The following is a 23,064-nucleotide window of genomic DNA, read 5'->3' as shown; positions in this document are numbered from 1 at the left end:
GCCGCTTATGTATGAGCTATACTTATTTATAGCGGGCGACTCTCCCAAATCCAGGCAGGCGCTAGCCAATATTCAACGGCTGACGGAACACCATTTGGCCGGCCGCTACACCCTCACCGTCGTTGATATTCAGCAGCACCCTGAGCGGGCACAGGAGGAAGGTCTGATTGGCGTGCCCATGCTCCTCAAAAAAAGCCCCGGTCTGGTGCGCCGTCTTGTAGGCGACCTGTCCGATCAGGAGCGGGTGTTGAAAGCGCTGGGACTCGCGTAAACACCTCACTGCCCTACCCTTCTACCCTTAACAATTTGTTAGTTGCGCACGGCAATCAGCAGTCCCAGCTCCTTGTAGCGCATATTGAAGCGCTTGGCAATGGTGGCATTGGTGAGGGAGCCTCGGTAGATATACACACCTGAGCGGAAATGCTCGTTGCTGAACAGCACCTCATTAATGCCACCATTCTGGCTGATTTCCTGCATGATGGGCGTGAAGATATTGCTCAACGCATTGGTGGCAGTGCGCGGCACCCGCGAAGCAATGTTGGGCACGCAGTAGTGAATCACATCGTACTTGCGGAACACCGGCTTGTTATGCGTGGTCACCTCCGAGGTTTCAAAGCAACCGCCTTGGTCAATGCTCACGTCAATAACCACCGAGCCGGGCGCCATAGTGGCAATCATGCTCTCGGGCACCATAAACGGCACGCGGCCATCCTCGGCATTGAGGGCACCAATCACTACGTCGGCCCGGCGGATTTGCTGGCTGAGGGCAAACGTGTCGAGGGTGCTGGTGTAGAGCTGGGTACCTAGGTTTTCTTTGAGGCGGCGCAACTTATAGAGGTGATTGTCAAACACTTTCACCTCAGCCCCCAAGCCCGTAGCGGCGCGGGCAGCGTACTCGGCCACTGTGCCTGCGCCCAAAATCACTACCTGCGACGGTGGCACGCCCGTGATGCCCCCCAGAATCACGCCCTTGCCCTCGTTGGAGCGCGCCAAGTACTCGGCGGCTACCAGCATCACGGTAGAGCCCGCTATTTCGGACATGGCCCGCACCACCGGCCGTGCCCCGGAGGGGTCTTTAATCAGCTCGAAGCTGATGGCATTGATTTTCTTGCGCAGCAGCGCCGTGATGTATTCGGCTGACAATGAACCGAATTGCAGGGCTGAAATCAGCGTTTGACCATTGCGCAGCAGCTCCACCTCCTCCAAGGTAGGCGGCGCCACTTTCAGCACGATATCCGCTTCGTAGACTTCTTTGGGCGAGTAGGCAATGGTGCCACCCGCCTCGGAGTAGTCGTGGTCGGAGTACTTGCTGGGCTCGCCGGCGCCGCTCTCAATCACCACCTCGTGGCCGCCCTCTACCAGGTGCTTCACCGCCTCGGGCGTGAGGCAAATGCGGTTTTCCTGCAACGACGACTCCCGGGGCAAACCAATAAACAGCTTGCGGCGGCGGGTTTCGATGGCCAGCATCGACTCCTGCGTGAAATAGGCGCGGCTCGCGGCCAGCGACTCAAATCCAGGGGGAACGGCTTCGGGCATTTGTTTTCGATTAAAAATTAAGAATTAAGAGTTAAAAATTAGCTTGCTGCCGGTCCATCTTCTTTCAAATGGTTAGTAGGCAGCTTTTAATTTTTACTTCTTAATTTTTAATTCTCGGGAGGAGGGTCCGGTAACGGTGAGGGTAAGAAGGAGATGATCCGGCGGCAACAAGTCAGCTATGCGGCTGGGCCATTCTATCAGGCAAAGATAACCCGAATCAAAGTATTCCTGTGCGCCCATCTGTGCAGCTTCCTGCGGGTCGTTGAGGCGGTAGAAATCAAAGTGGTAAATAGGGCGGTTTTGGGCGTCGCGGTATTCGTTGACCAGCGAAAAGGTAGGCGAGCTGATTTCGTCCGTTGGCACGCCCATGCTTTCGCACAATACCTTAATAAACGTGGTCTTACCTGCGCCCATTTCCCCTTCAAAACACAGCACGGTAGCGACGCCCAGGTGGGCACGCAACGCGGCAGCGGCTTCGGGCAGAGCCTCCAATGAGGGAATGGTAATGATCAGATCTTGCGCCATAGCATGAAATAAAGCGGCGCAAGTTCCGAAAGTTTTGCCGGAGTGGTGACATAAGAATATTCCTCCGAATAAAATACGCCCCAAGGCTGAATCCCTGAGCACGGAGCGGTTTCGTCCACCGTTCCACTGATCTACTAAAGCTTCAGCTTTGAGGCGTATGGGTAGCGAAACTGCTCCACTGATTAGCCCAGGGTCTCAGCCCTAGGCCGCATGGGTAGTGAAACCGCTATATCTTTTGTCAGCACGCAAGATTTCCCGACAAGCTCGAAATGCCATTCAACAAATAGTTTATTGTAGCTTTCTACCTCCTCCACACCACACCTACCTATGCGCAAACCCTACGCCCTGCTCCTGCTGTTGCTACCCGTGCTGGCTTGCTCGCACCTACCCACCAGCACCACTACCCACACCTACTACCCCGGCCGGGGCAACGCCTGGAAAACCCGCGCGCCTGAGCAAGTAGGCCTAAATGCCACCCGGCTCGCGGAGGCCATTGATTTCGCCAAAAGCCAGGAAACCACCCAGATTGCTCCCGATTTCAGCAACCAAGCCGAAATCTTCGGGACGCCGCTGGGGCCGCTGCCACCCGGCCGGGCCGCTACTAATGGCCTCATCCTGCGCCACGGCTATATTGTAGCCGAGTGGGGCAACACAGAGCGCCCCGACCCTACCTACAGCGTGGCCAAGAGTATGCTCTCCACGGTGTTGGGCATCACGCTGGACAAGGGAATGATCAAGGACATTCATGATCCGGTAGCGCAATATGTGACCGATGGCGGCTACGCTTCGGCCCACAACCAGCCCATTACGTGGGAGCAGCACGCCCGCCAGACCAGCGAGTGGGAAGGCGAGCTGTGGGGTAAGAATGCCGACTTCATCGGGCACGAGGCCTTTGGCAAAGGCGAGCGGAAGCCGCGCACGCTGCAAGCGCCCGGCACCTATTGGGAGTACAACGATGTGCGGATCAACCGCTTCTCGCTCTCGTTGCTCACGCTTTGGCAAAAGCCCCTACCCCAGGTGGTGAAAGAGCAGATTATGGACCCCATCGGGGCGTCGGACACATGGCAATATTTGCCCTACTTCAACTCGATAGCAATGATAAAGGGCCGGCCCCTCCCCTCGGTGAGTGGCGGCACGCGCTGGGGTGCGGGTCTGTGGATCAGCGCCCGCGACGAGGCCCGCTTCGGCTACCTGCTGCTGCGCCAGGGCCAGTGGGGCACCCGCCAGATCGTATCGCGCGACTGGGTGCGGCAAGCCACCACCCGCGGCCCCATCGGCCCCGACTACGGCTACCTCTGGTGGCTGAACACCGAGCAAAAAGCCTGGCCCCACGCTCCCGCCACCAGCTTCGCGGCCCTGGGCGCCGGGTCCAACACTATCTGGATTGACCCCGAGCACGATATTGTCGTTGTGTGGCGCTGGCACAATGGAAATCCCGATGAGTTGATTAAGCGGGTGCTGGCGGCGGTGGAAAAGTGAGGTGATGGTTTTTGATATGAGTTGATTTGTCATCCTGACGAAGGAAGGACCCTATTACGTACGCAGGAGTCATAGCATACTTGCCGTTCGCACGTGATAAGGTCCTTCGTCAGGATGACAGGACTGGTTCAGATATTCCAGCTAACTCACAACTACTTGCATCGTACCTTCGCGGGCAGTTACTCTGTCACCACTTAACGACCCGCAAATGCAAGTTTCTCGCATGGCTGGCAGCCTCATCGGCTCCGAAATCATCAAAATCGGCAACGAAGTAAACGATATGATTCGCAAGGGGGAGCAGATTTGCAACCTCACCATTGGCGACTTCACCCCCAGCATCTTCCCCATTCCGGAGCAGCTGCGCGATAATATCACGGATGCCTACGCGGCCGGTCACACCAACTACCCGCCCGCCAACGGCACGCTGGACCTGCGCACCGCCGCCGCCGATTTTCTGCGCCAGCGCCTGAGCCTGGACTACTCGCCCAATGATTTGCTGGTAGCCGGCGGCTCACGGCCGCTCATCTACGCTACTTACCTAGCCCTGGTAGACCCCGGCGACAAGGTAGTGTTCCCTACCCCCTCCTGGAACAACAACCATTACTGCCATCTCTCCGGCGCCGAGGCGGTGATGGTGGAAACGCTGCCCGAAAACAACTTTATGCCCACGGCCGCCGAGCTGGTCCCGCACCTGCCGGGCGCTACCCTGCTGGCCCTGTGCTCTCCGCTGAATCCCACGGGCACCATGTTCACCCGCGAAGGTCTGCTGGAAATCTGCGACCTGGTGGTGGCCGAAAACCAGCGCCGCCAGCCCGGCGAAAAGCCGCTCTACGTACTCTATGACCAGATTTACTGGATGCTGACCTTCGGCGATGCCCAGCACTTCGACCCCGTGAGCCTGCGCCCTGAGCTGCGCGACTACACTATCTACATAGATGGCATCTCGAAGTGCCTGGCCGCTACCGGCGTGCGCGTGGGCTACGCCTTCGGGCCGGCCGTGGTGATTGATAAGATGAAGGCTATTCTGGGCCACGTGGGGGCCTGGGCACCCAAGGCCGAGCAGATGGCTACCGCCGCCTACCTCGCCAACGACGCGGCCGTAGACGAGTTCATCCCCACGTTCAAAGACAAGCTTCAGCACAGCCTGACCACGCTGTACGACGGCTTGCAAAACCTGAAAGCGCAGGGCTACCCCGTGGATGCCATTGTGCCGATGGGCGCCATCTACCTCACGGCCAAGCTGGATGTGCTGGGCAAAACCACGCCGGCGGGTCAGCAACTCACTACGACCAAGGAGCTAACGTCCTACCTTATCAGCGAGGCGCGGTTGGCACTGGTGCCGTTCAGTGCGTTTGGCACCAGCGACACGGCGCCGTGGTTCCGTATGTCGGTGGGCGGGGCGTCGTTGGAGTCGATTGAGGCGGCGCTGCCGCGGTTGCAGGCGGCTCTAGACGCACTGCAATAGAGGTATTTCCGTTGCTTGTTCTGCCCGATGCGGGGCCGGCTATTGTTGCAGCAATAGCCAGCCCCGCATCGGGCCGATTTCGTTTTAGAGTGAATCTGCTGTATTATAGAGGTAGATTATGCTTCTATTAATAAAAGTCATGCACGAGTTGTATGATTTTACTTTTTAATAGCATATTCTTGCAATTAGGTTCATCTGAGAGTTGGTAAGCGTCTGCTGATTTGCCTTCTTTCACGAACTGATTTGCACTGCCCTCCGCCCTACCTACTTTATTGCAATACCCGTGTTTTATCTTATTACCTGTACATTTTTTCTTTCATGCGTCATTATGTTGCGCGGCTATTGACAAAACGTTTCCTTACAAGTCTAGTTGCAGTAGGATGCGTGACAACCGTGCCGCAACTACGCGCCCAGACTACTCCTACCCTCACCGGCACCGTGCGCGATGCCGCTGGGCAACCGTTGGAATACGCCACCGTTACGCTGCATCGCGCTGCCGACTCAGTGGCGGTTAAAACGGAGTTCTGTGATGCGCAGGGGCGCTTTGCCCTACCCACTTCGCCAACGGGGGAGTACCTGGTATCGGTAGCGCTGGTAGGGTACAACCGCGTTTGGAGCACGCCCGTGGCAGCAACCAGTCAACCGCAGACCCTTGGCCCGCTCGTGATGCAGCCCAGCGCCGCTGCTACCCTCGGTGAGGTGAAGGTGGAAGCGCGCCGCCCTTTGTACGAACGCGAGGCCGACCGCACCATCGTGAACGTGGAGGGTAGCACCTTAAGCGCCGGCGCTACTTCGCTGGACGTGCTCGGCCGCGCCCCCGGCATAACCCTAGACGCCACCGACAACTTAGCGCTGCGTGGCCGGCAGGGCTTGTTGGTGCTTATCGATGGCAAACGCGTCCCTATGAACGGCACGGAGCTGGCCGACTATCTGCGCGCCCTACCCGCCGAGCAACTCGCCAGCATTGAGCTGCTCAGCAACCCGCCTGCCAAGTACGATGCCCAAGGTGGGGCCGGCGTCGTTGCCATTCACCTCAAAAAAGACCAGCGCCTGGGCACTAACGGCACCGCCAACCTCAGTTACGGACGCGGGCGCTACGGTAAGTTCACCACCGGCCTCACGCTGAACCATCAGCGTAAGAACCTGAATGCGTTCGGGAGCTATACCTACACCGACCGCCGCAATTTCCTGGACCTGGATTTCTACCGGCAATTTTACGGCAGCAATATGCAGCCCGGCAGCAGCGAGCAGTTCAATCGCAATACCAGCCATTTGCAGTCCCATAGCTGGAAAGCAGGTCTGGACTACAACCTGTCGGCGCGCACGCTGCTGGGGGTGAGCGTGAGCGGGCTGGTGAGCGAGACGCCCAGCTTCAGCAACAACCAAACCTTCATTACAAATACGGGAGTGGGGGGCGGTTTCGCGAAGGAGCGCTACGCTTCTACCACCGACCAAACGGTGCAACGTCCCAACCTGGCTGGAAATCTCAACCTGCGCCACGTGTTTGCCGACTCCACCAACGCTCCAGAGTTGACTGTTGACCTGGACGTGGCCCGCTACGCCACCGACCGCCTACTGGCCCTGACAACCGTTTACGCGCTACCCGACGACCCTACCAACGTGCTGCACGGCGACCAGAAGAACCACGTCACTATTCAATCGGCCAAGGCAGATTACAGCCGTCTGCTACCCTACCGCATCCGCCTGGAAACTGGCGCAAAAGCTACGTTCATCAACTCCGATAACGACGCGGTATTTACAAATATCACTGAGGGCACCATCACGACAGTGGATACCAACAAAACCAACCGCTTCCGCTATGATGAGAACGTGAATGCCGCCTACTTCAGCCTGCAACGCGCTACTGCCCGCACCACTACTCAACTAGGGCTGCGGGCCGAGCAAACGAACACGTTGAGCCGGCAGTCGGTGGGCGACGAGCGCTATGAGCGGCACTACTTGCAGCTGTTTCCAAATCTGTCGGTGAAGCGGACGCTTTCGGAGCAGCATGAGCTGGCCCTCTCCCTGAGCCGCCGCCTCGACCGGCCCAGCTACGGGCAGCTTAACCCGCTACGGGTGTATTTTGATGCTACCTCGTACCAGTCGGGCAACCCAGCCTTGCGGCCCCAGACCAGCTATAACCTGGAGCTGACGCACACATTTCAGCAGAAATACATCAGCACCCTCGGTTACGCCCGCACCAGCAACCTTATTCAAAATGTGGTGCAGCCCGCCCCCGAAGGTGGCCGCACGGTGGTGAATCAGTTTGCCAACCTGGGCACGCTGCACTTCCTTACGCTCACGCTCACGGCGCCCGTGGAAGTCACCAAGAGCTGGACCATGTACAACAACCTGGTGTTGTTCTATGGTCGCTACCTGGGCAACCTGGCCGGCACTAACCTCGATAGGGGCCGTCCAGCTTTCACTTTCAACACCAACCAAAGCTTCAGCTTCGGGCGTGGCTGGTCGGCGGACGTAACGGGGCTGTACCAGTCGCGGGAAGTGGCGGCCTTTGAGGTGGTGCGCCGCCGCGGGCAGGTGACGGCCGGCGTGCAGAAGTCCTTGTGGGACAAGCAGGCTACCCTGCGCCTGAACGTGTCGGACATTTTCTACACTACGCCTATTCGCTCTACGGCCACTTACGACAACTTCCGCGAAACCTTCTACAACCGCTTCGACAGCCGCGTAGCTACCCTGGCCTTCACCTACCGCTTCGGGGGTAGCAAGGTAACGGCTGCCCGCAAACGCACCGTGGGAGCCGACGAAGAACTACGCCGGACGGGCGGGTTTTAAGGAAGTACGACAGGGAAACAACTACCCGCGCCGCTTTGCGTCTAAGGAGGAGAGTTCAGCTCATTCTTCCCTCCTCCTGTATGCTTCTCGACACCAAACTACCCGTTGCCTACATCCTCACGCGCATGTGGCCCGATATTATTCGGGTACTGGTCATTTCCCTTTCGTTTCAATTGCTGAAATATTTTCTGGGCGACTACCTCCCCGAAATTCCCTTGCAGCTGCCTACCATCCTGGGTAGCTTGATTTCGTTGCTTCTGGCCTTTAACCTCAACCAATCGTACGATCGGTGGTGGGAGGCGCGCAAGTTGTGGGGTGCCATCGTGAACGACTCGCGGATGCTGGTGCTGCAAATCCTGCACTTTGTGCCCAACGACCTGTTGCGCAGCCCTACCCTCGGTTCGCCTTTGCAGGCCTTTGCCTACCGTCAGATAGCGTGGTGCTACAGCCTGGGCCAGTCCCTCCGCGGCCAGGATGGGCTAGCGGGCCTCGACAAGTTTCTCCCGGAGCAAGACTTGGCTTATCTGCGCAAACACAGCAACAAGCCCGTCGGGATTCTGGCCCTGCACACGGCGCACACGAAAGAATTGTATCAGCAGGACGTTATCAACCCTTTCCAGCAAGTGCAGATTGACAGCACTATCGTGCGCTACACGGAGGCAATGGGCGGCGCGGAGCGAATCAAGAACACCGTATTTCCTTCCAGCTACCGCCAGCTCATTCATGTGCTGATCTATGTTTTCTTGATTACCCTTTCGCTGAGTTTGGTGGAAACGATTGGCCTATGGGAAATCCCGGTGCTGATGACCATTGCCGTTGCCTTCCTACTCCTGGACCGCACCGCCCGCTACCTGCAAGATCCTTTCAGCGACACGCCCACCGACACACCAATGACGGCTGTGGCCCGCACCATCGAAATCAATTTGCGGCAGTTGTTGGAAGAAGATAAAGAGAATATTCCCGCGCCGATGGTATCGGGGTCGTTTTATTTGATGTAAGCTTTCACTCATATCCCATCCACATAAGTGAGCCCCACAGCTAAGCATTGTTACTCTAATGAGTCAATGCTCAGCTGTGGGGCTCCTTCGTCACAAACATACCATCTGCTACAGCCAATCTGACCTAGCGCCTTTAATATCATTAATAGTGAATTAGAGTAGCATTCAAATTTGCAAATATCGTCAACAAACTAAGTGACAGAAGTTGATAGTGCAGAATCCTTATTACTACGATGTGCTTCGTACATAACATTGTCTTCACAATCAAACATGTCAACTACGATAGAATATCATTTGTGGCAAAATCATTCTTTACAAGCAGTATACACGCTTTTTTGATAATAAAGGTGTGCATTTACGAATGAGTGTGCTCTCACCGAGATGAAGTTTTTATGAAAAAATAGCTTTATGATGCGGCGAATTTTGAGATTTTGCTTTTAATTAGCAGCATCTGTTGAAAGCATGTTAATCGAATATGTAGTAGTAAATGAAGATTTCACCTTGTATTTATAAAGGTATAATTTGTCTCCAAAGCCTTCCAATAATAGGAAGAAGTGTAAAGTTTTAGGGGTATCGGCGAAACTTCGTTCTTTTCGCTAAACACACGAGGGTCTTTTCTCCCCTATATAACCTTCAATGCGAATATGCTACTACGCCGCCAGCTATCTTCTAAAGCTGCAAGCTATGGCACATACATCAATTTGAAGTCGTACCCATTTACGCAGGCAACTAGTAGGCAAATTGCAGGTATTCGGCCGACAAGCTCTTTGAGCAGCGTTATTAGCTATCGTTCTAATAGCCGCGAAAGAAACCCATTCTAGGTTCACCTAAAACAGTAAAATCCTTTGTTCCAACCTACTAACCCTAATTTTGCATGAAGAAACCTTTACTTCTCAGCTTTATTCTGATGCTAGCACTGCTCACGCAGGCGTGGGCTCAGAATAGAACATTAACAGGCCGAGTGACGGATCTAACTACTGGTGAAGGATTGCCAGGGGTAACCGTTCGTCTCAAAGGCACCTCTACGGCAGCTCCTACCGATGCTAGTGGCAACTATAGTATCGATGTTCCTGCCGGTGAGGCAACACTTGTATATTCCTTCATTGGGTATATCAACAAGGAAGTTTCGGTTGGCAGCCAGTCTACGCTGAATGTAGCCATGGCCAGCGACACTCAAAATCTGGATGAAGTAGTAGTCGTAGCCTACGGCACAGCCGATCCGGCCACCTACACCGGCTCCGTCACCCAGATTGGAGCCGAAAAACTTTCGCAGCGCCCGGTTACTAACATCACCAACGCCGTGGCCGGTCAGGCCGCCGGCGTGCAGGTATCGGGCGGCTCCGGCCAGCCCGGCGCCGGCCCCGACATCCGCATCCGTGGCTTCAGTTCGGTGAACTACTCCAACGACCCACTATACGTGGTGGACGGCGTGCCCTATACGGCTGGCCTGTCGAACCTGAACCCGGAAGACATCGAGAGCATTTCTATTCTGAAAGATGCTGCCTCCACGGCGCTCTACGGCTCGCGGGCCACCAACGGGGTAGTGATGGTGACCACCAAGCGGGGCAAGAAAGACCAGGTGCAGGTGAACGTGCGAGCGTTGCAGGGTGTGTCGTCGCGGGCGGTGCCCGAGTACAACCGCGTGAGCGCCCAGCAGTACTACCCCCTGATGTGGGAGGCCTACCGCAATAGCCTGGTGAATGCCACCACCACCCGCGAGCAGGCCAGCCAGCGCGCCACCAACGACATCAAAGGCCTGTTGGGCTACAACCCTTTCAACGTGCCCGACAACCAGATTGTGGGCACCGATGGTACGCTAAATCCCAATGCGCAGTTGCTGTGGGGCGACGACCTGGACTGGGAGAAAGCCTTGAGCCGCAATGGCTCCCGCTCCGACTACACCGCCAGCTTCAACGGCGGCTCCGGTAAAAGCAACTACTACGTGTCGCTGGGCTACCTCAACGAGAAGGGCTACCTGATCAAATCGGACTTCGAGCGTTTCTCCGGTCGCATGAACGTCAACTCGGACCTGACCAAGTGGCTGAAGGCCGGCGTGAACATGAACTACACGCTCAGCAACTCCAACCAGGCCAACACGGGCAGCTCCACGGGCTTCGTGAATCCGTTCTTTTTCAGCCGCGGCATCGGCCCCATCTACCCCGTGTACCAGCACGACCCCGCCACGGGCGCCTACGTGCTGGATGCCCAAGGCAACCGGGTGTATGACCTGGGCGGCTCCTCGCCGACCATGACGCGCCCCGTGTACCCCGGCCGCCACATTGTGGCCGAAACGGAGTACAACAACAACCTCTACCGCCGCAACGTGTTGGGCGGCCGTACCTACGGCGAAATCACCTTCCTGAAAGACTTCAAATTCACGGGCAACTTTGCCATCGACATCACCAACTACGAGGAGCAGACCTACGAAAACACCATTGTGGGCGACGGTGCCCCGGCGGGTAGGGCCGGCCGCCGCCTCTACAATCTGACTAGTTACACGGCCAACCAGCTGCTGAACTACAACAAAACGCTGGCCGGCGTGCACAACGTAGAGGTGCTGCTGGGTCACGAGAACTACAACCGTAGCTTCGACGACCTGACTGGTTCAAAGTCGGGCGAAGTCATTGCCGACAACACGGAACTGCAAAACTTCGGTACCACCAACAACTTCAATACCTACCACCAGGACCACCGGATTGAGTCATACTTTGGCCGGGCCAACTACACCTTTGACGACCGCTACACGGTGTCGGGCTCGTACCGGCGCGACGGCTCCTCCCGTTTCTACAAAGACGTGCGCTGGGGTAGCTTCTGGTCGGTAGGCGGCTCCTGGCGCCTGGATAAGGAAACGTTCTTCACCACGCCTACCTGGGTAGACATGCTCAAGCTGCGCTCCTCCTACGGGCAGGTAGGCAACGAGAATATTGGTGATTATTACGCCTGGCAGGCGCTGTATACGCTGGGCCGCAACAACGCCGCCGAGCCGGGCTTTTCGCAGGCAACCTTGGGCAACCAGGGCCTGATCTGGGAAAAGAACAATAGCTTCGACGTGGGCGTGGAGTTCTTCCTGTTCCGTAACCGCCTCACGGGTACGGTAGAATACTTCAACCGGACGTCCAAAGACCTGTTGTTTGAGGTGCCGCTGCCGCTGTCCAGCGGGGTAGCCAACCGCATCGAGAACATCGGCTCGATGTACAACCGGGGGGTAGAAATTCGCCTGGCTGGCGACATCATCAAGACCAAGGCCTTCACCTGGAACCTGGATGTGAACTGGACCACCTACAAAAACGAAATCACCAAGTTGCCCTACACTGAGCTGGTAGACGGCACCAAAAAGCTGAAGGTAGACCACAGCCTCCAGGAGTTCTGGCTGCGCGAGTACTACGGCGTAGACCCCGATAACGGCGACGCGCTGTACCGCGCCATCACCTATAATGAGAGCAACAGCAAGATCATTGGGGGTGACACTGTGACCTCGAACGCCAATAATGCGCGCTACCACTACGCTGGCTCAGCCATTCCCAAATTCTCGGGCGGTATCACCAACACTTTCGCCTACAAAGGCTTCACGCTGACGGCGTTGCTGACCTACTCCGTGGGCGGCAAGTTCTACGACAGCCAATATGCTAGCCTCATGAACCACGGCACCTACGGCGGCGCCATGCACGAGGACATGCTGGGTCGCTGGCAGAACCCTGGCGACATCACCAACGTGCCCCGCTTGCAGGCTGGCAACACCAACAACCTGGCCGCTGGCTCCGACCGTTGGCTGATTGACGCCTCCTACCTGAACTTCCGGTCGGTGAGCCTGGGGTATAGCATTCCGGCGGCCCTCTCTACCCGGCTCAAGCTGCGCAACGTCAACATTTTCGCCACCGGCGAAAACCTGGCGCTGATTACCAAGCGCAAGGGCATGAATGTAGCCCAGACCTTCTCTGGCACCACTTCGGCCGTGTACGTACCCGCCCGCGTACTGTCGCTGGGTATGAATCTCTCCTTATAGTATAAGAGTAATAGAACTGCTTTGTCATGAAAAAGACGATATACGGCGTTTTTCTAGCCACCGCCCTGGTTTTTTCTTCCTGCGATAAGGACTACCTGGAAACCGCGCCTACTGATGCCGTAACGGCCGGCAACGTGTTGGCTAATACCGAAAACGCTATGGCTGCCCTCAACGGCATCCACCGCCTGCTGTACTCTCAGTTCAACAGCCAGCAGAACCAGGGCGGGCAAGGTTCTATGATGATTATGATGGATGCCTTGGGCGAAGACTGGGTGCAAACCCTGGGCACCAGCTGGTGGGCCACGGAACACAACTGGATTTCGCACCGCAACGCTACCTCGGGCTCATCCTATAACCACGCCTGGTACTATTTCTACTACCGCATCATCGCCAACGCCAACGTGCTCATCAACGGCCTGGACAATGCTACCGGCCCTGTGGCCGAGAAAAATATGGTCATTGGCGAGGCGCTGGTTTACCGGGCGTGGTGTCATTTCCAGTTGGTGCAGGCCTTTGGCCAGCGGTACGATGCTGGCAAAACCAACGACCAGTTGGGCGTACCCTTGATGGTGACGGCCACCACCGAAGGCCAGCCCCGCGCCACCGTGGAAGCGGTGTACAAGCAAATCAACGAGGACCTGGACGAGGGCATTAAGCTGCTGACCGGCGTGGGCGCCCGCCCGGCCAAGTCGCACTTCAACGTAGCCGTGGCCAAAGGCATCAAGGCGCGGGTAGCCCTCACGCAGCAAAATTGGGCCTTGGCCGCTACGTCGGCGCAGGAAGCTATTGCGCAGAGCGGCGCTACCCTCATGAGCCGCACGCAGTACACCAGCGGCTTCAACAGCATCGACAACCCGGAGTGGCTCTGGGGTAGCCAGGTGCAGGCCGACCAGACCAACTACTTCTATTCCTTCTTCGCCTACATGTCGGCCAATTTTAACTCGACCGCTATCCGGCAGAACCCGAAGAAGATCAACTCGGTGCTGTACGCCAAAATTCGGCCCACTGATATCCGCAAGTCCTTGTGGGACTCCACCGGCGCCAGCATTCCGGCTCCGCCCAATGGCGTGAAGGCGAAATACGGACAGAAGAAATTCCTGGTAGCCAACACCAGCCTGAGCATCGGCGACGTGCCGCACATGCGCTTAGCGGAGCTCTACCTGATTCAGGCCGAAGCCGAGGCCCGACAGGGTATGTCGGCCGCCGCTGCCACGCACTTGGCCACGCTGTTGACCGCCCGCAACCCATCGTACGTGAAATCCACCAGCACGGGCCAGGCTCTGGTCGACGAAATCCTCATTCAGCGCCGGATAGAGCTATGGGGTGAAGGCTTCCGCTTCCTGGACCTAAAGCGCACCAACAGCGCCCTGGACCGCACCGGTGCCAACCACATCCCGCAGTGGGCCTGGGCAGTTAGAACAAACAACTTCAAGGTTGAAGCCGGAGCCAACGAATGGCAGTTCCTCATTCCGCAAGCCGAAATCAACGTAAACAAGGCCATTGTGCAGAACCCACTGTAGCGTACCTACCGTCTTGATGACAGTAGATTCCAATAGGTCTAGCCCAGTGGCTTGAAAAGACAAAGGCCGTTGCACTACTTGTGCAACGGCCTTTGTCGTTGTATGGCTTACTTAACGCCTACCTTATCATCCAGCGCGGCTCGGTATAGCTGCGGATTATTCTCCGCGTACCCCACAAATCTTCTTATTCCTTTGCCCCGGCTATCGGCTAAGATAACCAGCGGAATAGCGCTGAAGTTGAATTTTTGCTGCACGGATTCGATCTGCTTTTTATCGACGATGAGTTGCTGCCATCCCATCTGCTCTTGCCCCAAGGCCTTCTGCCAGCTTTCTGGTTGCTCATCGATGGACACACTAACCAGGTTCACGCCCCGGTCCTTGTACTCGGAGTAAAGTTCTTTCAGCTGGGGTATCTCCTTGCGGCATGGTCCGCACCAGCTGGCCCAAAACACGAGCATATTCACCTTAGCACCATTGTCCATCATCCAGCCCTGTTGCTTGTCAGGTTTCGCAAGAGGTAGGTTAGGTAAGGGCTGATCCGGATCAACTCTGTTCGCTAAATAGTTTTTGACTTTTGCGCCGAAAGCTGATGCCTGCACGTCTGGGTTGAATAGCGCCAGAATCTCGCGTAGCTCCTGCTCGGAGTACTGCTCTTTCGCATTATATATCTCCTTTATGAGGTAGTAAGAGTAGGGATTCTCTCTAATTTTCTTTTTGAAAGACTTAATTCTAGCTGCCCGTTTTTCTCCGTCAATATTGCCTAACCAACCAAAATCGGCCATCAGCAGGCTGAACATAACGTCAGTCTCTCTATTATCAAATACCATTAACCCGTCTTTATTCCGTGCATCACCTTCTATTCGCGTATGCCCTTTGTCTAAAACAATTGCTGTGCTACCATTAGAAAATGGCACGCCCGCAGCTCTTAGGCTATCTGGGTTGCTAATAGTGTAATTATGAAATAAGAGCATCCTATGTCCTAACCGTTTGAAGAACTGCTCAGTAGAAGTTGTAGTATCAAATACTGATTTAGTATCGGTATAGTGTATGGAAACCAGACTAGGAATGAAAGACGAATCAGGTTTAAGCGTGAAGCGGAAATGTCCATCCTTGCACTCCGCCGAATCCAGTAAGATTTCATACCTGTTGCCATCGGCTAAATACACCTTGCCATCTGGCATATTCTTGATATTTCCCTCGACGATAATTTCGTCAGCAGGTTTCTCTTTGGCACAAGCACACAAGCAAGCGAGTAGGCTAATTTTCACGAACGAATTTCTCATGAGTTAATAGGGTAGTAAATTGATTTCTAGAACACTGAACGTTAAAAATCTAATATATAGTATATTCTTTATCATACATTAAAAAGCGCCGCGTCAGCACCAACAGAATCGTACTGTTGGTGCTGACACGGCGCTACGCGTTACTACTACTCTCCCTACCCTTTCGCCGTGAGGGTGATGTACGGGATGATACATTCCTCCAGCGAGATGCCGCCGTGCTGGAACGTGTCCTTGTAGTAGTTCACGTAGTAGTTGTAGTTGTTGGGGTAGGCGAAGAAGTAGTCGCCCACGGTGAACACGTAGGCCGTGCTCACATTCTCGCGGGGTAGGAAGATGCGCTCGGGCTTGCGCACCACGTACACGTCGCGGGAGTCGTCGAAGCCCAAGTTTTTGCCGTGCTTGTAGCGCAGGTTAGTGTTCGTGTTTCGGTCGCCCACAATCTTGTAGGGGCGCTTCACGCGGATGGTGCCGTGGTCGGTGGTGATGATGAGCTTACCCTTCTTCTCAGCAATGGTTTGCAGCATCTCATATAGCGGCGAGTGCAGAAACCACGAGCGGGTGATGCTGCGGTACGCCGACTCATCGGCGGCCAGCTCCCGAATCATGGCCATGTCGGTGCGGGCGTGGGAGAGCATGTCCACAAAGTTGTAGACGATGACGTTGAGCTTATAATTGTTGTGCAGGTTGCTCATCTTGCCCAGCAAGTCTTTGCCGGCCTGCAAGTTGGTTACCTTGTGGTAGCTATGCTTGTACTTCTGGTTGGCGCGCTGGAAGTTGATTTCCATGAACTCTGCCTCGTGCAGGTTCTTGCCCTCGTCGTCGTCGTCGTTCACCCACAGGTTAGGGTATTTCTTCTGAATCTCGCCCGGCATCATGCCCGAGAAGATGGCGTTGCGCGCATAGGCCGTGGTGGTGGGTAGGATGGAGTAGTACATCTCCTCCGAGTCCACGGTAAACAGGTCGGCAATGATGGGCTCCAGAATCTTCCACTGGTCGTAGCGCAAGTTGTCGATGAGCACGAAGTATACGGGCGTATCGCCGGTTTCCTTGAGCAGCGGAAACACGCGCTCCTTAAACAACTGGTGCGACATGAGCGGGGCGTCCTCGTCGTCGCCGTTCACCCAGTCCTCGTAGTTTTCGGTAATGAAACGGCCGAAGTAGGTATTCGCTTCGTCCTTCTGCATGTTGAACACGTCGGCCATGCTCTTGCCTTCCGTCTCATCAATCTCCAACTCCCAGTAAGCCAATTTCTTGTACACATCAGCCCATTCTGTAGGGGAGAGCCGGTCGCCGAGCTGCATGCCTAGCTGGCGGAAGTCGCGCTGGTAGCTGCTGTTGGTTTTCTCCGACACCAGGCGCTTGTTGTCCAGCACCTTCTTCACCGACAGCAAGATCTGGTTGGGGTTCACGGGTTTGATGAGGTAGTCGGCAATCTTGCTCCCGATGGCCTCTTCCATAATGTGCTCCTCCTCGCTCTTGGTAATCATCACTACCGGCACAGTCGGCTTTATCGCCTTAATTTCGGTGAGGGTTTCGAGGCCAGTAAGGCCGGGCATATTCTCATCCAGAAACACCAGATCATAGGTTTTTTCCTGAATTTCCTCAATGGCATCAGCGCCAGAGTTCACGCCGGTTACATCGTAGCCTTTTTCTTTGAGAAAGAGAATGTGAGGTTTGAGCAAATCGATTTCGTCGTCGGCCCAGAGAATGGAATATTGCATAGGGGGGTCTTGGGGTTGCAGCGCCAAGTGGTGCTTCGCGCCTTATTGAACGAACTGTTGTAGCCTTGCATTGTCGCGCGGTGGCAAGAAATGCATTCTGGCAAGCCAGCAGCTACCGTTTCGTGAGTAGCTTTACCGTTGATTCGGCACTTTGGGTTTTAGAAAATTAAGGCAAGGCTATATTCTTCTACCCCATTATCAACCAGGAAAAACCGAAAATAGTTAGCAACCAGTGCAAAGCAGTAGCGTTGAGCTTGTGCAAATGTGCTGCATCGCTAACAGCTACGGTAGCTTTATAGCACGAACTTGGAGCTTGGCGCTACGTTCTATCATGAATAAGAAAAAAATCTTCAACGACCCTGTATACGGCTTCGTGACCATCCCCACGGAGCTGCTGTTTGACCTGATTGAGCACCCGTACTTCCAGCGGCTGCGGCGGATTCAGCAGTTAGGTTTGACCAACTTTGTGTATCCGGGGGCGCTGCACACGCGCTTTCACCATGCGCTGGGTGCTATGCACCTGATGTCGCTGGCGCTACGCTCGTTGAAGGATAAGGGTGTGAAGATTTCGGCCAAGGAAGGCGAGGCGGCCATGATTGCCATTTTGCTGCACGACATCGGCCACGGGCCACTTTCGCACGCGCTAGAGCACAGCATTTTCGATGGGGTGCCGCACGAGCAGCTCTCGTTATATCTCATGCAGCGGCTAAATACAGAGTTTGACGGGCAGCTCGATCTTGCTATCGAGATTTTCCAGGGCTCCTACCCCCGGCCGTTCTTTCACCAGCTGGTGAGCAGCCAACTGGATATGGACCGCCTCGACTACCTCAACCGCGACTCCTTCTACACGGGTGTGCAAGAGGGTAGGCCAGGCGCTGACCGTCTCATCAAAATGCTGACGGTAGTAGACGAGAAGTTGGTACTAGAAGAAAAAGCCGTGTACAGCATCGAGAACTTTCTAGTGAGCCGCCGCCTGATGTACTGGCAAGTGTACCTGCACAAAACCGTTACGTCGGCCGAACAGATGGTGATTCGCATTGTGCAGCGCGCCCGCGACCTGGCCCGCGCCGGACAGGAGGTAGGGGCATCGTCGTGCCTGCACTACTTCCTGAGTCGGCCGGTCAGCATCCGCGAGTTTGACACCGACGACAGCATTTTACAGCGCTTCGTGCAGCTCGACGACTACGACATTTGGGGCGCGGTGAAGCAATGGGCCACTCACCCCGACAAGGTGCTCAGCTACATGGCCAGTAGCATCCTGAATCGTCATCTGTTTAAAATAACCTTGCAGTCCGACGCGTTTGAGGATGATTTCAAGCTGGGTGTGACGGAGCTGATTGCCGAACATTTTCAACTGCCTGCTGATGAAGCTGCCTTACTCATGCTGCACGGCCGCATCAGCAACAACGCCTACGACGCCGTAGGCGACACCATCGACGTGCTCACCAAGCGCGGACGCGTGGTAAACGTAGCCGAGGCCTCGGACCTACCCAATATCCGCGCCCTCAGCCAACGGGTGGAAAAACACTACCTCTGCTACCCCAAGGAGATTATGTAGTGATTAACAGCTAGTTGCTGAGCTTGAAGCTAACTAGGTCACGCTCACAGTAGAAAAAGGGATATTTCTCTAATTTTGCCCCCTATGGAATTTACGGTAAGTCAGGTGGCGGAAGTGCTGCGCGGCACAACAGAAGGAGATGCCACGCAAAAGATTGATCGGCTGGCGAAGATCGAAGAAGCCCAGCCGGGTTCGCTCTCTTTTCTGGCCAACGCCAAGTACGAGCCGCACCTATATACCACGGGCGCGTCGGCCGTGATTGTGAGCCGGGACCTGGTGCTGCGCCAGCCCGTTACCGCCGCCCTCATCCGCGTCGATGACCCCTATTCCAGCTTTACTACCCTGCTGGAATTCTACCAGCAGGCCACCCGCACCGGCCGCCGGGGCGTGGAGGAGCCGACCTTTCTGGGCGCGGGCTCGGAGGTAGGCGAAGGCCACTACCGCGGCGCCTTCTCCTACGTAGGCGAGGGCTGCAAAATTGGGCGCGACGTACTAATTTTCCCGCACGCCTACCTCGGCGACCGGTGCACCATCGGCGACGGCACTATTATCTACGCCGGCGCCAAGCTCTACCCCGATACAGTAGTAGGTGCCCGCTGCGTAATCCACGCCGGCGCGGTACTGGGCTCCGATGGCTTCGGCTTTGCGCCCCAGCCCGACGGCTCCTACCGCCCCATTCCGCAGATTGGCAACGTGGTGCTGGAAGACAACGTGAGCATTGGAGCCAATACCACGATTGACTGCGCTACCATGGGTTCCACAGTCATTCGAGAGGGTGCCAAAATTGACAACCTGGTGCAGCTGGCGCACAATGTAGAGGTAGGCCGGCACACGGTTATTGCGTCACAAACGGGCGTGTCGGGTTCTACTAAAATCGGTGATTTCTGCGTGCTGGCGGGCCAAACAGGCATTGCCGGGCACCTTACGTTGGCCAACCATACCACGGTTACGGCGCAGTCGGGGGTAGGCAAGTCCATCAAGGAAGAAGGGGTCTTCTTACAAGGTGCGCCTGCCTTCCATTTGCGTGACAGCTTGCGCGCCCAAGCCGTTTTCCGGCACCTGCCCGACCTGGAGCGCCGCCTGAGTGTGCTGGAACGTGCCAATCCAAAGCCGGAAAAGTCATAGCTTTGTCGCTACAGAAGCTGTTGGCTATTGGCTGTTCGCTGTTCGCCTTGGTTTCTCACCTCATACGTCACCCTTCTGAATATCCGTTTGTGGTATTCAGCTAACAGCTAAAAGCCAGTAGCTACTAGCTTTACATGAACGACAAGCAACACACGATTAAGGCCCCGGTAACCGTGAGCGGCATTGGCCTGCACACGGGCGTGGTGGCCACCATGACCTTCTGCCCGGCTCCGGTCAATCACGGCTACAAGTTCCAGCGCATCGATTTGCCCGGCCAACCGCTCGTAGATGCCGATGTGGACAATGTGGTAGACCTTTCGCGCGGCACGACCATTGAGCAGAATGGTGCCCGCGTAAACACCGTGGAGCACACGCTGGCTGCCCTAGTAGGCCTGCAAATCGACAACGTGCTCATCCAGCTCAGTGGCCCCGAGCCGCCCATTATGGATGGCTCGTCGTACGAGTTCATCAAGCCGTTGCAGGAGATAGGGCTAGAGGAGCAGAACGCGCTGCGCAATTACTTCGAGATTCCCGACGAAATCCGCTACCAGGACAACCCCCGGGGCGTGGAAATTGCTGCCCTACCCCTCGATAACTACCGCCTTACGGTGATGGTAGACTACAACTCGCCGGTGCTGGGCTCGCAACACGCCTCCCTCACGGAGATGTCGCAGTTTGCCACCGAAATTGCTTCGTCGCGCACGTTCTGCTTCCTGCACGAGCTGGAAGCGCTCTACAAGCAAAACCTCATCAAAGGCGGCGACCTGAGCAACGCCATTGTGGTGGTAGACCGTGTAGTGAGTGAGGATGAATTGAGCGAGCTAGCTGAGATGCTGGGCAAGCCCAAAGTGGCCGTGAAGAAGGAAGGCATCCTCAACAATGTGGACCTGCGCCACAAAAATGAGCCCGCCCGCCACAAGCTCCTAGACCTCATTGGCGACCTGGCCCTGGTAGGCCGCCCGTTGAAAGGGCAGATTCTGGCCGCCCGGCCCGGCCACGCCGCCAACGTGGCGTTTGCCAAGCGCATCAAAAAGAAGATGCTGGAGGTAGATTCCTCGCCGGTGCCGCACTACGACCCCGCCCGCGTGCCGGTGATGGACATCAACCAGATTTCGGCCATCCTACCCCACCGCTACCCCTTCCTGCTCATCGACAAGATTATTCACCTGGATGCCACCACGGTAACCGGCGTGAAAAACGTGACGATGAACGAGCCGTTTTTTCCCGGTCACTTCCCCGGCAACCCCGTCATGCCCGGCGTATTACAGATCGAGGCAATGGCACAAACCGGTGGTATTCTGGTACTTAACACTGTACCTGACCCTGAAAACTACTGGACGTATTTCCTCGGTATCGACACCTGCCGCTTCCGCCGCATGGTGAAGCCCGGCGACACCATTATCTTTAAGTGCCAGCTATTAGCCCCCATTAAAAGGGGCATTGCCAAAATGAGCGGCAAGGCTTTTGTGAACGGGAAAGTGGTGATGGAGGCCGAAATGAGTGCCAGCATCGTGAAGAAAAGTTAATTAAGAATTAAAAGTTAAAAATTAAAAGATGGCTCCGGAGCGTTAGCTGCTCTCCCCATTCTTGTCAATTCTTAATTTTTAATTATTAATTTTTAATTGAAAGAAAGCATGAACCAGCCGTTTGCCTATATCCACCCCGAAGCAAAAATTGCCCATAACGTAGTGGTAGAGCCATTCTCCACTATTTATCAGGACGTTGAAATCGGGGAGGGTACCTGGATTGGTCCGAACGTGACCATTATGCCGGGCGCCCGGATTGGCAAGAACTGTAAGATTTTTCCGGGCGCCGTCATTTCCGCCGTACCGCAGGACCTGAAATTTGCGGGCGAAAAAACCACGGCCCACATCGGCGACAACACCGTGATTCGGGAGTGCGTGACGGTGAACCGCGGCACCGTGGATCGGCAGCGCACGGTGGTGGGTAGCAACTGCCTGCTGATGGCCTATGTGCACGTGGCTCACGACTGCGTGATTGGCGACAACTGCATTCTGGCTAATTCGGTGCAGGTGGCTGGCCACGTGGAGATTGGCGACTACGCTATTGTAGGTGGTTCCTCGGCTGTACACCAGTTTGTGAAGGTAGGCCCACACGCTATGATTTCGGGCGGCTCGCTAGTTCGAAAGGACGTGCCACCATTCGTGAAAGCCGGTCGTGAGCCTCTCACTTATTCTGGCATCAATAGCATCGGGCTGCGGCGCCGAGGCTTTTCTGATCAGAAGATTTCTGAGATTCAGCAACTCTACCGCTTGTTGTTCCTGGGTGGCCTGAACAACAATGAAGCGCTAGATAAGATTGAACTGGAGTTGGCTCCCTCGCCCGAGCGTGACGAGGTGGTGAACTTCGTGCGACAGTCGGGCCGAGGCGTTATTAAGGGCTACGGCCGCCACAACAGCAGTGCAGATTGAGGTCCATGGCTTAAGCAAGCGCTACTTGCGCGAGTGGATTTTTCGGGACTTGACTCACACGTTTCAGCCGGGGTCGGCCACGGCCATTCTGGGCCCGAACGGCTCGGGCAAAAGCACGCTGCTCAACACGTTGTCGGGGCAGCTCCTGCCTAGCCAGGGCATGCTGACCTACTCCTGGCAAGGCAAACCGGTAGCCGTAGACGATGTACCACGCCTGCTGGCGTACTGCGCGCCCTACCTGGAAGTAGTAGAAGAGCTAACGCTCACGGAGCTGCTGCACTTTCACACCCGCTTTAAGCCTCTGCGCCCCGGCCTCACGCCCCAAAAGCTGATTGAGTTGATGTACCTCGAAAACTCGCGTCATAAACTGGTGCGCGACTTTTCCTCAGGCATGAAGCAACGCTTGAAGCTAGCCCTAGCCCTCTACGCCGACGCCCCCCTACTCCTGCTCGACGAGCCGACGACCAACCTCGATCGGGTCGGCGTGGCGTGGTATTTGGAGCACGCCCACGCCACCATTGCCGAGCGCACGGTGTTGGTCAGCTCCAACGTGCCGGAGGAATACGAATTCTGCCCGAACCGCCTCAACGTCACGGATTTTGGAGCGCGGGCAGCCCGCTGATTAT

The 23,064-nt window shown here is 55.9% G+C and carries 16 protein-coding genes; 12 read left to right on the top strand and 4 right to left on the bottom strand.

Annotation, left to right across the window (positions count from 1 at the left end; translation table 11 throughout):
• Positions 1-7: 7 nt before the first annotated feature.
• The gene (locus tag J4D97_RS02515) at positions 8-271 is read left to right on the top strand and encodes a circadian clock KaiB family protein (RefSeq protein WP_185283480.1); all 264 of its coding nucleotides are present in this window, start codon (positions 8-10) and stop codon (positions 269-271) included.
• A 38-nt stretch (positions 272-309) separates the two neighbouring features.
• On the opposite strand, the gene J4D97_RS02510 is transcribed toward J4D97_RS02515, so the two are convergent.
• A complete protein-coding gene (locus J4D97_RS02510) occupies positions 310-1,536 on the bottom strand; it encodes an alanine dehydrogenase (protein ID WP_208306230.1) in 1,227 nt (408 codons plus the stop codon).
• 93 nt (positions 1,537-1,629) lie between these two features.
• Positions 1,630-2,061, bottom strand: a complete 432-nt coding sequence (gene tsaE / locus J4D97_RS02505) for a tRNA (adenosine(37)-N6)-threonylcarbamoyltransferase complex ATPase subunit type 1 TsaE (protein WP_208306229.1) — start codon at positions 2,059-2,061, stop codon at positions 1,630-1,632.
• A 327-nt stretch (positions 2,062-2,388) separates the two neighbouring features.
• Between tsaE and J4D97_RS02500 the strand changes: the two genes are divergently transcribed.
• The 6 genes from J4D97_RS02500 to J4D97_RS02475 all read left to right on the top strand — a co-directional run bounded on the left by J4D97_RS02500 (position 2,389) and on the right by J4D97_RS02475 (position 14,319).
• Positions 2,389-3,540: a serine hydrolase domain-containing protein gene (locus J4D97_RS02500; RefSeq protein ID WP_208306228.1), complete on the top strand. Its 1,152-nt coding sequence runs from the start codon at positions 2,389-2,391 to the stop codon at positions 3,538-3,540.
• Between the two features lie 208 nt (positions 3,541-3,748).
• Positions 3,749-5,005, top strand: a complete 1,257-nt coding sequence (locus tag J4D97_RS02495; RefSeq protein WP_243900091.1) for a pyridoxal phosphate-dependent aminotransferase — start codon at positions 3,749-3,751, stop codon at positions 5,003-5,005.
• Positions 5,006-5,389: 384 nt separating this feature from the next.
• Positions 5,390-7,798 carry a TonB-dependent receptor gene (locus J4D97_RS02490; RefSeq protein WP_347879317.1) on the top strand — a complete coding sequence of 803 codons (2,409 nt, stop codon included), beginning with the start codon at positions 5,390-5,392 and terminating at the stop codon, positions 7,796-7,798.
• Between the two features lie 80 nt (positions 7,799-7,878).
• Positions 7,879-8,796 carry a bestrophin family protein gene (locus tag J4D97_RS02485; protein ID WP_208306226.1) on the top strand — a complete coding sequence of 306 codons (918 nt, stop codon included), beginning with the start codon at positions 7,879-7,881 and terminating at the stop codon, positions 8,794-8,796.
• Positions 8,797-9,670: 874 nt separating this feature from the next.
• Positions 9,671-12,799 carry a SusC/RagA family TonB-linked outer membrane protein gene (locus J4D97_RS02480; protein WP_208306225.1) on the top strand — a complete coding sequence of 1,043 codons (3,129 nt, stop codon included), beginning with the start codon at positions 9,671-9,673 and terminating at the stop codon, positions 12,797-12,799.
• Between the two features lie 26 nt (positions 12,800-12,825).
• On the top strand, positions 12,826-14,319 hold the full coding sequence (locus tag J4D97_RS02475) for a RagB/SusD family nutrient uptake outer membrane protein (RefSeq protein ID WP_208306224.1): 1,494 nt from the start codon (positions 12,826-12,828) through the stop codon (positions 14,317-14,319).
• A gap of 107 nt (positions 14,320-14,426) precedes the next feature.
• Here the strand turns inward: J4D97_RS02475 and J4D97_RS02470 are convergent, their stop codons facing one another.
• A complete protein-coding gene (locus tag J4D97_RS02470; protein ID WP_208306223.1) occupies positions 14,427-15,602 on the bottom strand; it encodes a thioredoxin-like domain-containing protein in 1,176 nt (391 codons plus the stop codon).
• 155 nt (positions 15,603-15,757) lie between these two features.
• Positions 15,758-17,323, bottom strand: a complete 1,566-nt coding sequence (locus J4D97_RS02465) for a PglZ domain-containing protein (RefSeq protein WP_208306222.1) — start codon at positions 17,321-17,323, stop codon at positions 15,758-15,760.
• Between the two features lie 331 nt (positions 17,324-17,654).
• Here J4D97_RS02465 and J4D97_RS02460 point away from each other — a divergent pair, with 331 nt between their 5' ends.
• The 5 genes from J4D97_RS02460 to J4D97_RS02440 all read left to right on the top strand — a co-directional run bounded on the left by J4D97_RS02460 (position 17,655) and on the right by J4D97_RS02440 (position 23,060).
• Positions 17,655-18,881, top strand: coding sequence for an HD domain-containing protein (locus J4D97_RS02460; RefSeq protein WP_185283469.1), 1,227 nt, complete (start codon positions 17,655-17,657; stop codon positions 18,879-18,881).
• 84 nt (positions 18,882-18,965) lie between these two features.
• The gene (gene lpxD, locus J4D97_RS02455) at positions 18,966-20,006 is read left to right on the top strand and encodes a UDP-3-O-(3-hydroxymyristoyl)glucosamine N-acyltransferase (protein ID WP_208306221.1); all 1,041 of its coding nucleotides are present in this window, start codon (positions 18,966-18,968) and stop codon (positions 20,004-20,006) included.
• A gap of 134 nt (positions 20,007-20,140) precedes the next feature.
• The gene (locus J4D97_RS02450; RefSeq protein ID WP_208306220.1) at positions 20,141-21,532 is read left to right on the top strand and encodes a bifunctional UDP-3-O-[3-hydroxymyristoyl] N-acetylglucosamine deacetylase/3-hydroxyacyl-ACP dehydratase; all 1,392 of its coding nucleotides are present in this window, start codon (positions 20,141-20,143) and stop codon (positions 21,530-21,532) included.
• Positions 21,533-21,640: 108 nt separating this feature from the next.
• The gene (gene lpxA, locus J4D97_RS02445) at positions 21,641-22,438 is read left to right on the top strand and encodes an acyl-ACP--UDP-N-acetylglucosamine O-acyltransferase (RefSeq protein ID WP_208306219.1); all 798 of its coding nucleotides are present in this window, start codon (positions 21,641-21,643) and stop codon (positions 22,436-22,438) included.
• Between the two features lie 49 nt (positions 22,439-22,487).
• Positions 22,488-23,060: an ABC transporter ATP-binding protein gene (locus tag J4D97_RS02440; protein ID WP_243900090.1), complete on the top strand. Its 573-nt coding sequence runs from the start codon at positions 22,488-22,490 to the stop codon at positions 23,058-23,060.
• Positions 23,061-23,064: the final 4 nt, after the last annotated feature.

The sequence above is a fragment of the Hymenobacter defluvii genome (assembly GCF_017589435.1).
Taxonomy (GTDB): Bacteria; Bacteroidota; Bacteroidia; order Cytophagales; family Hymenobacteraceae; genus Hymenobacter; species Hymenobacter profundi.
Note: the sequence above shows the minus strand (reverse complement) of the source record. Positions and strands in the feature narration are given on the sequence as shown.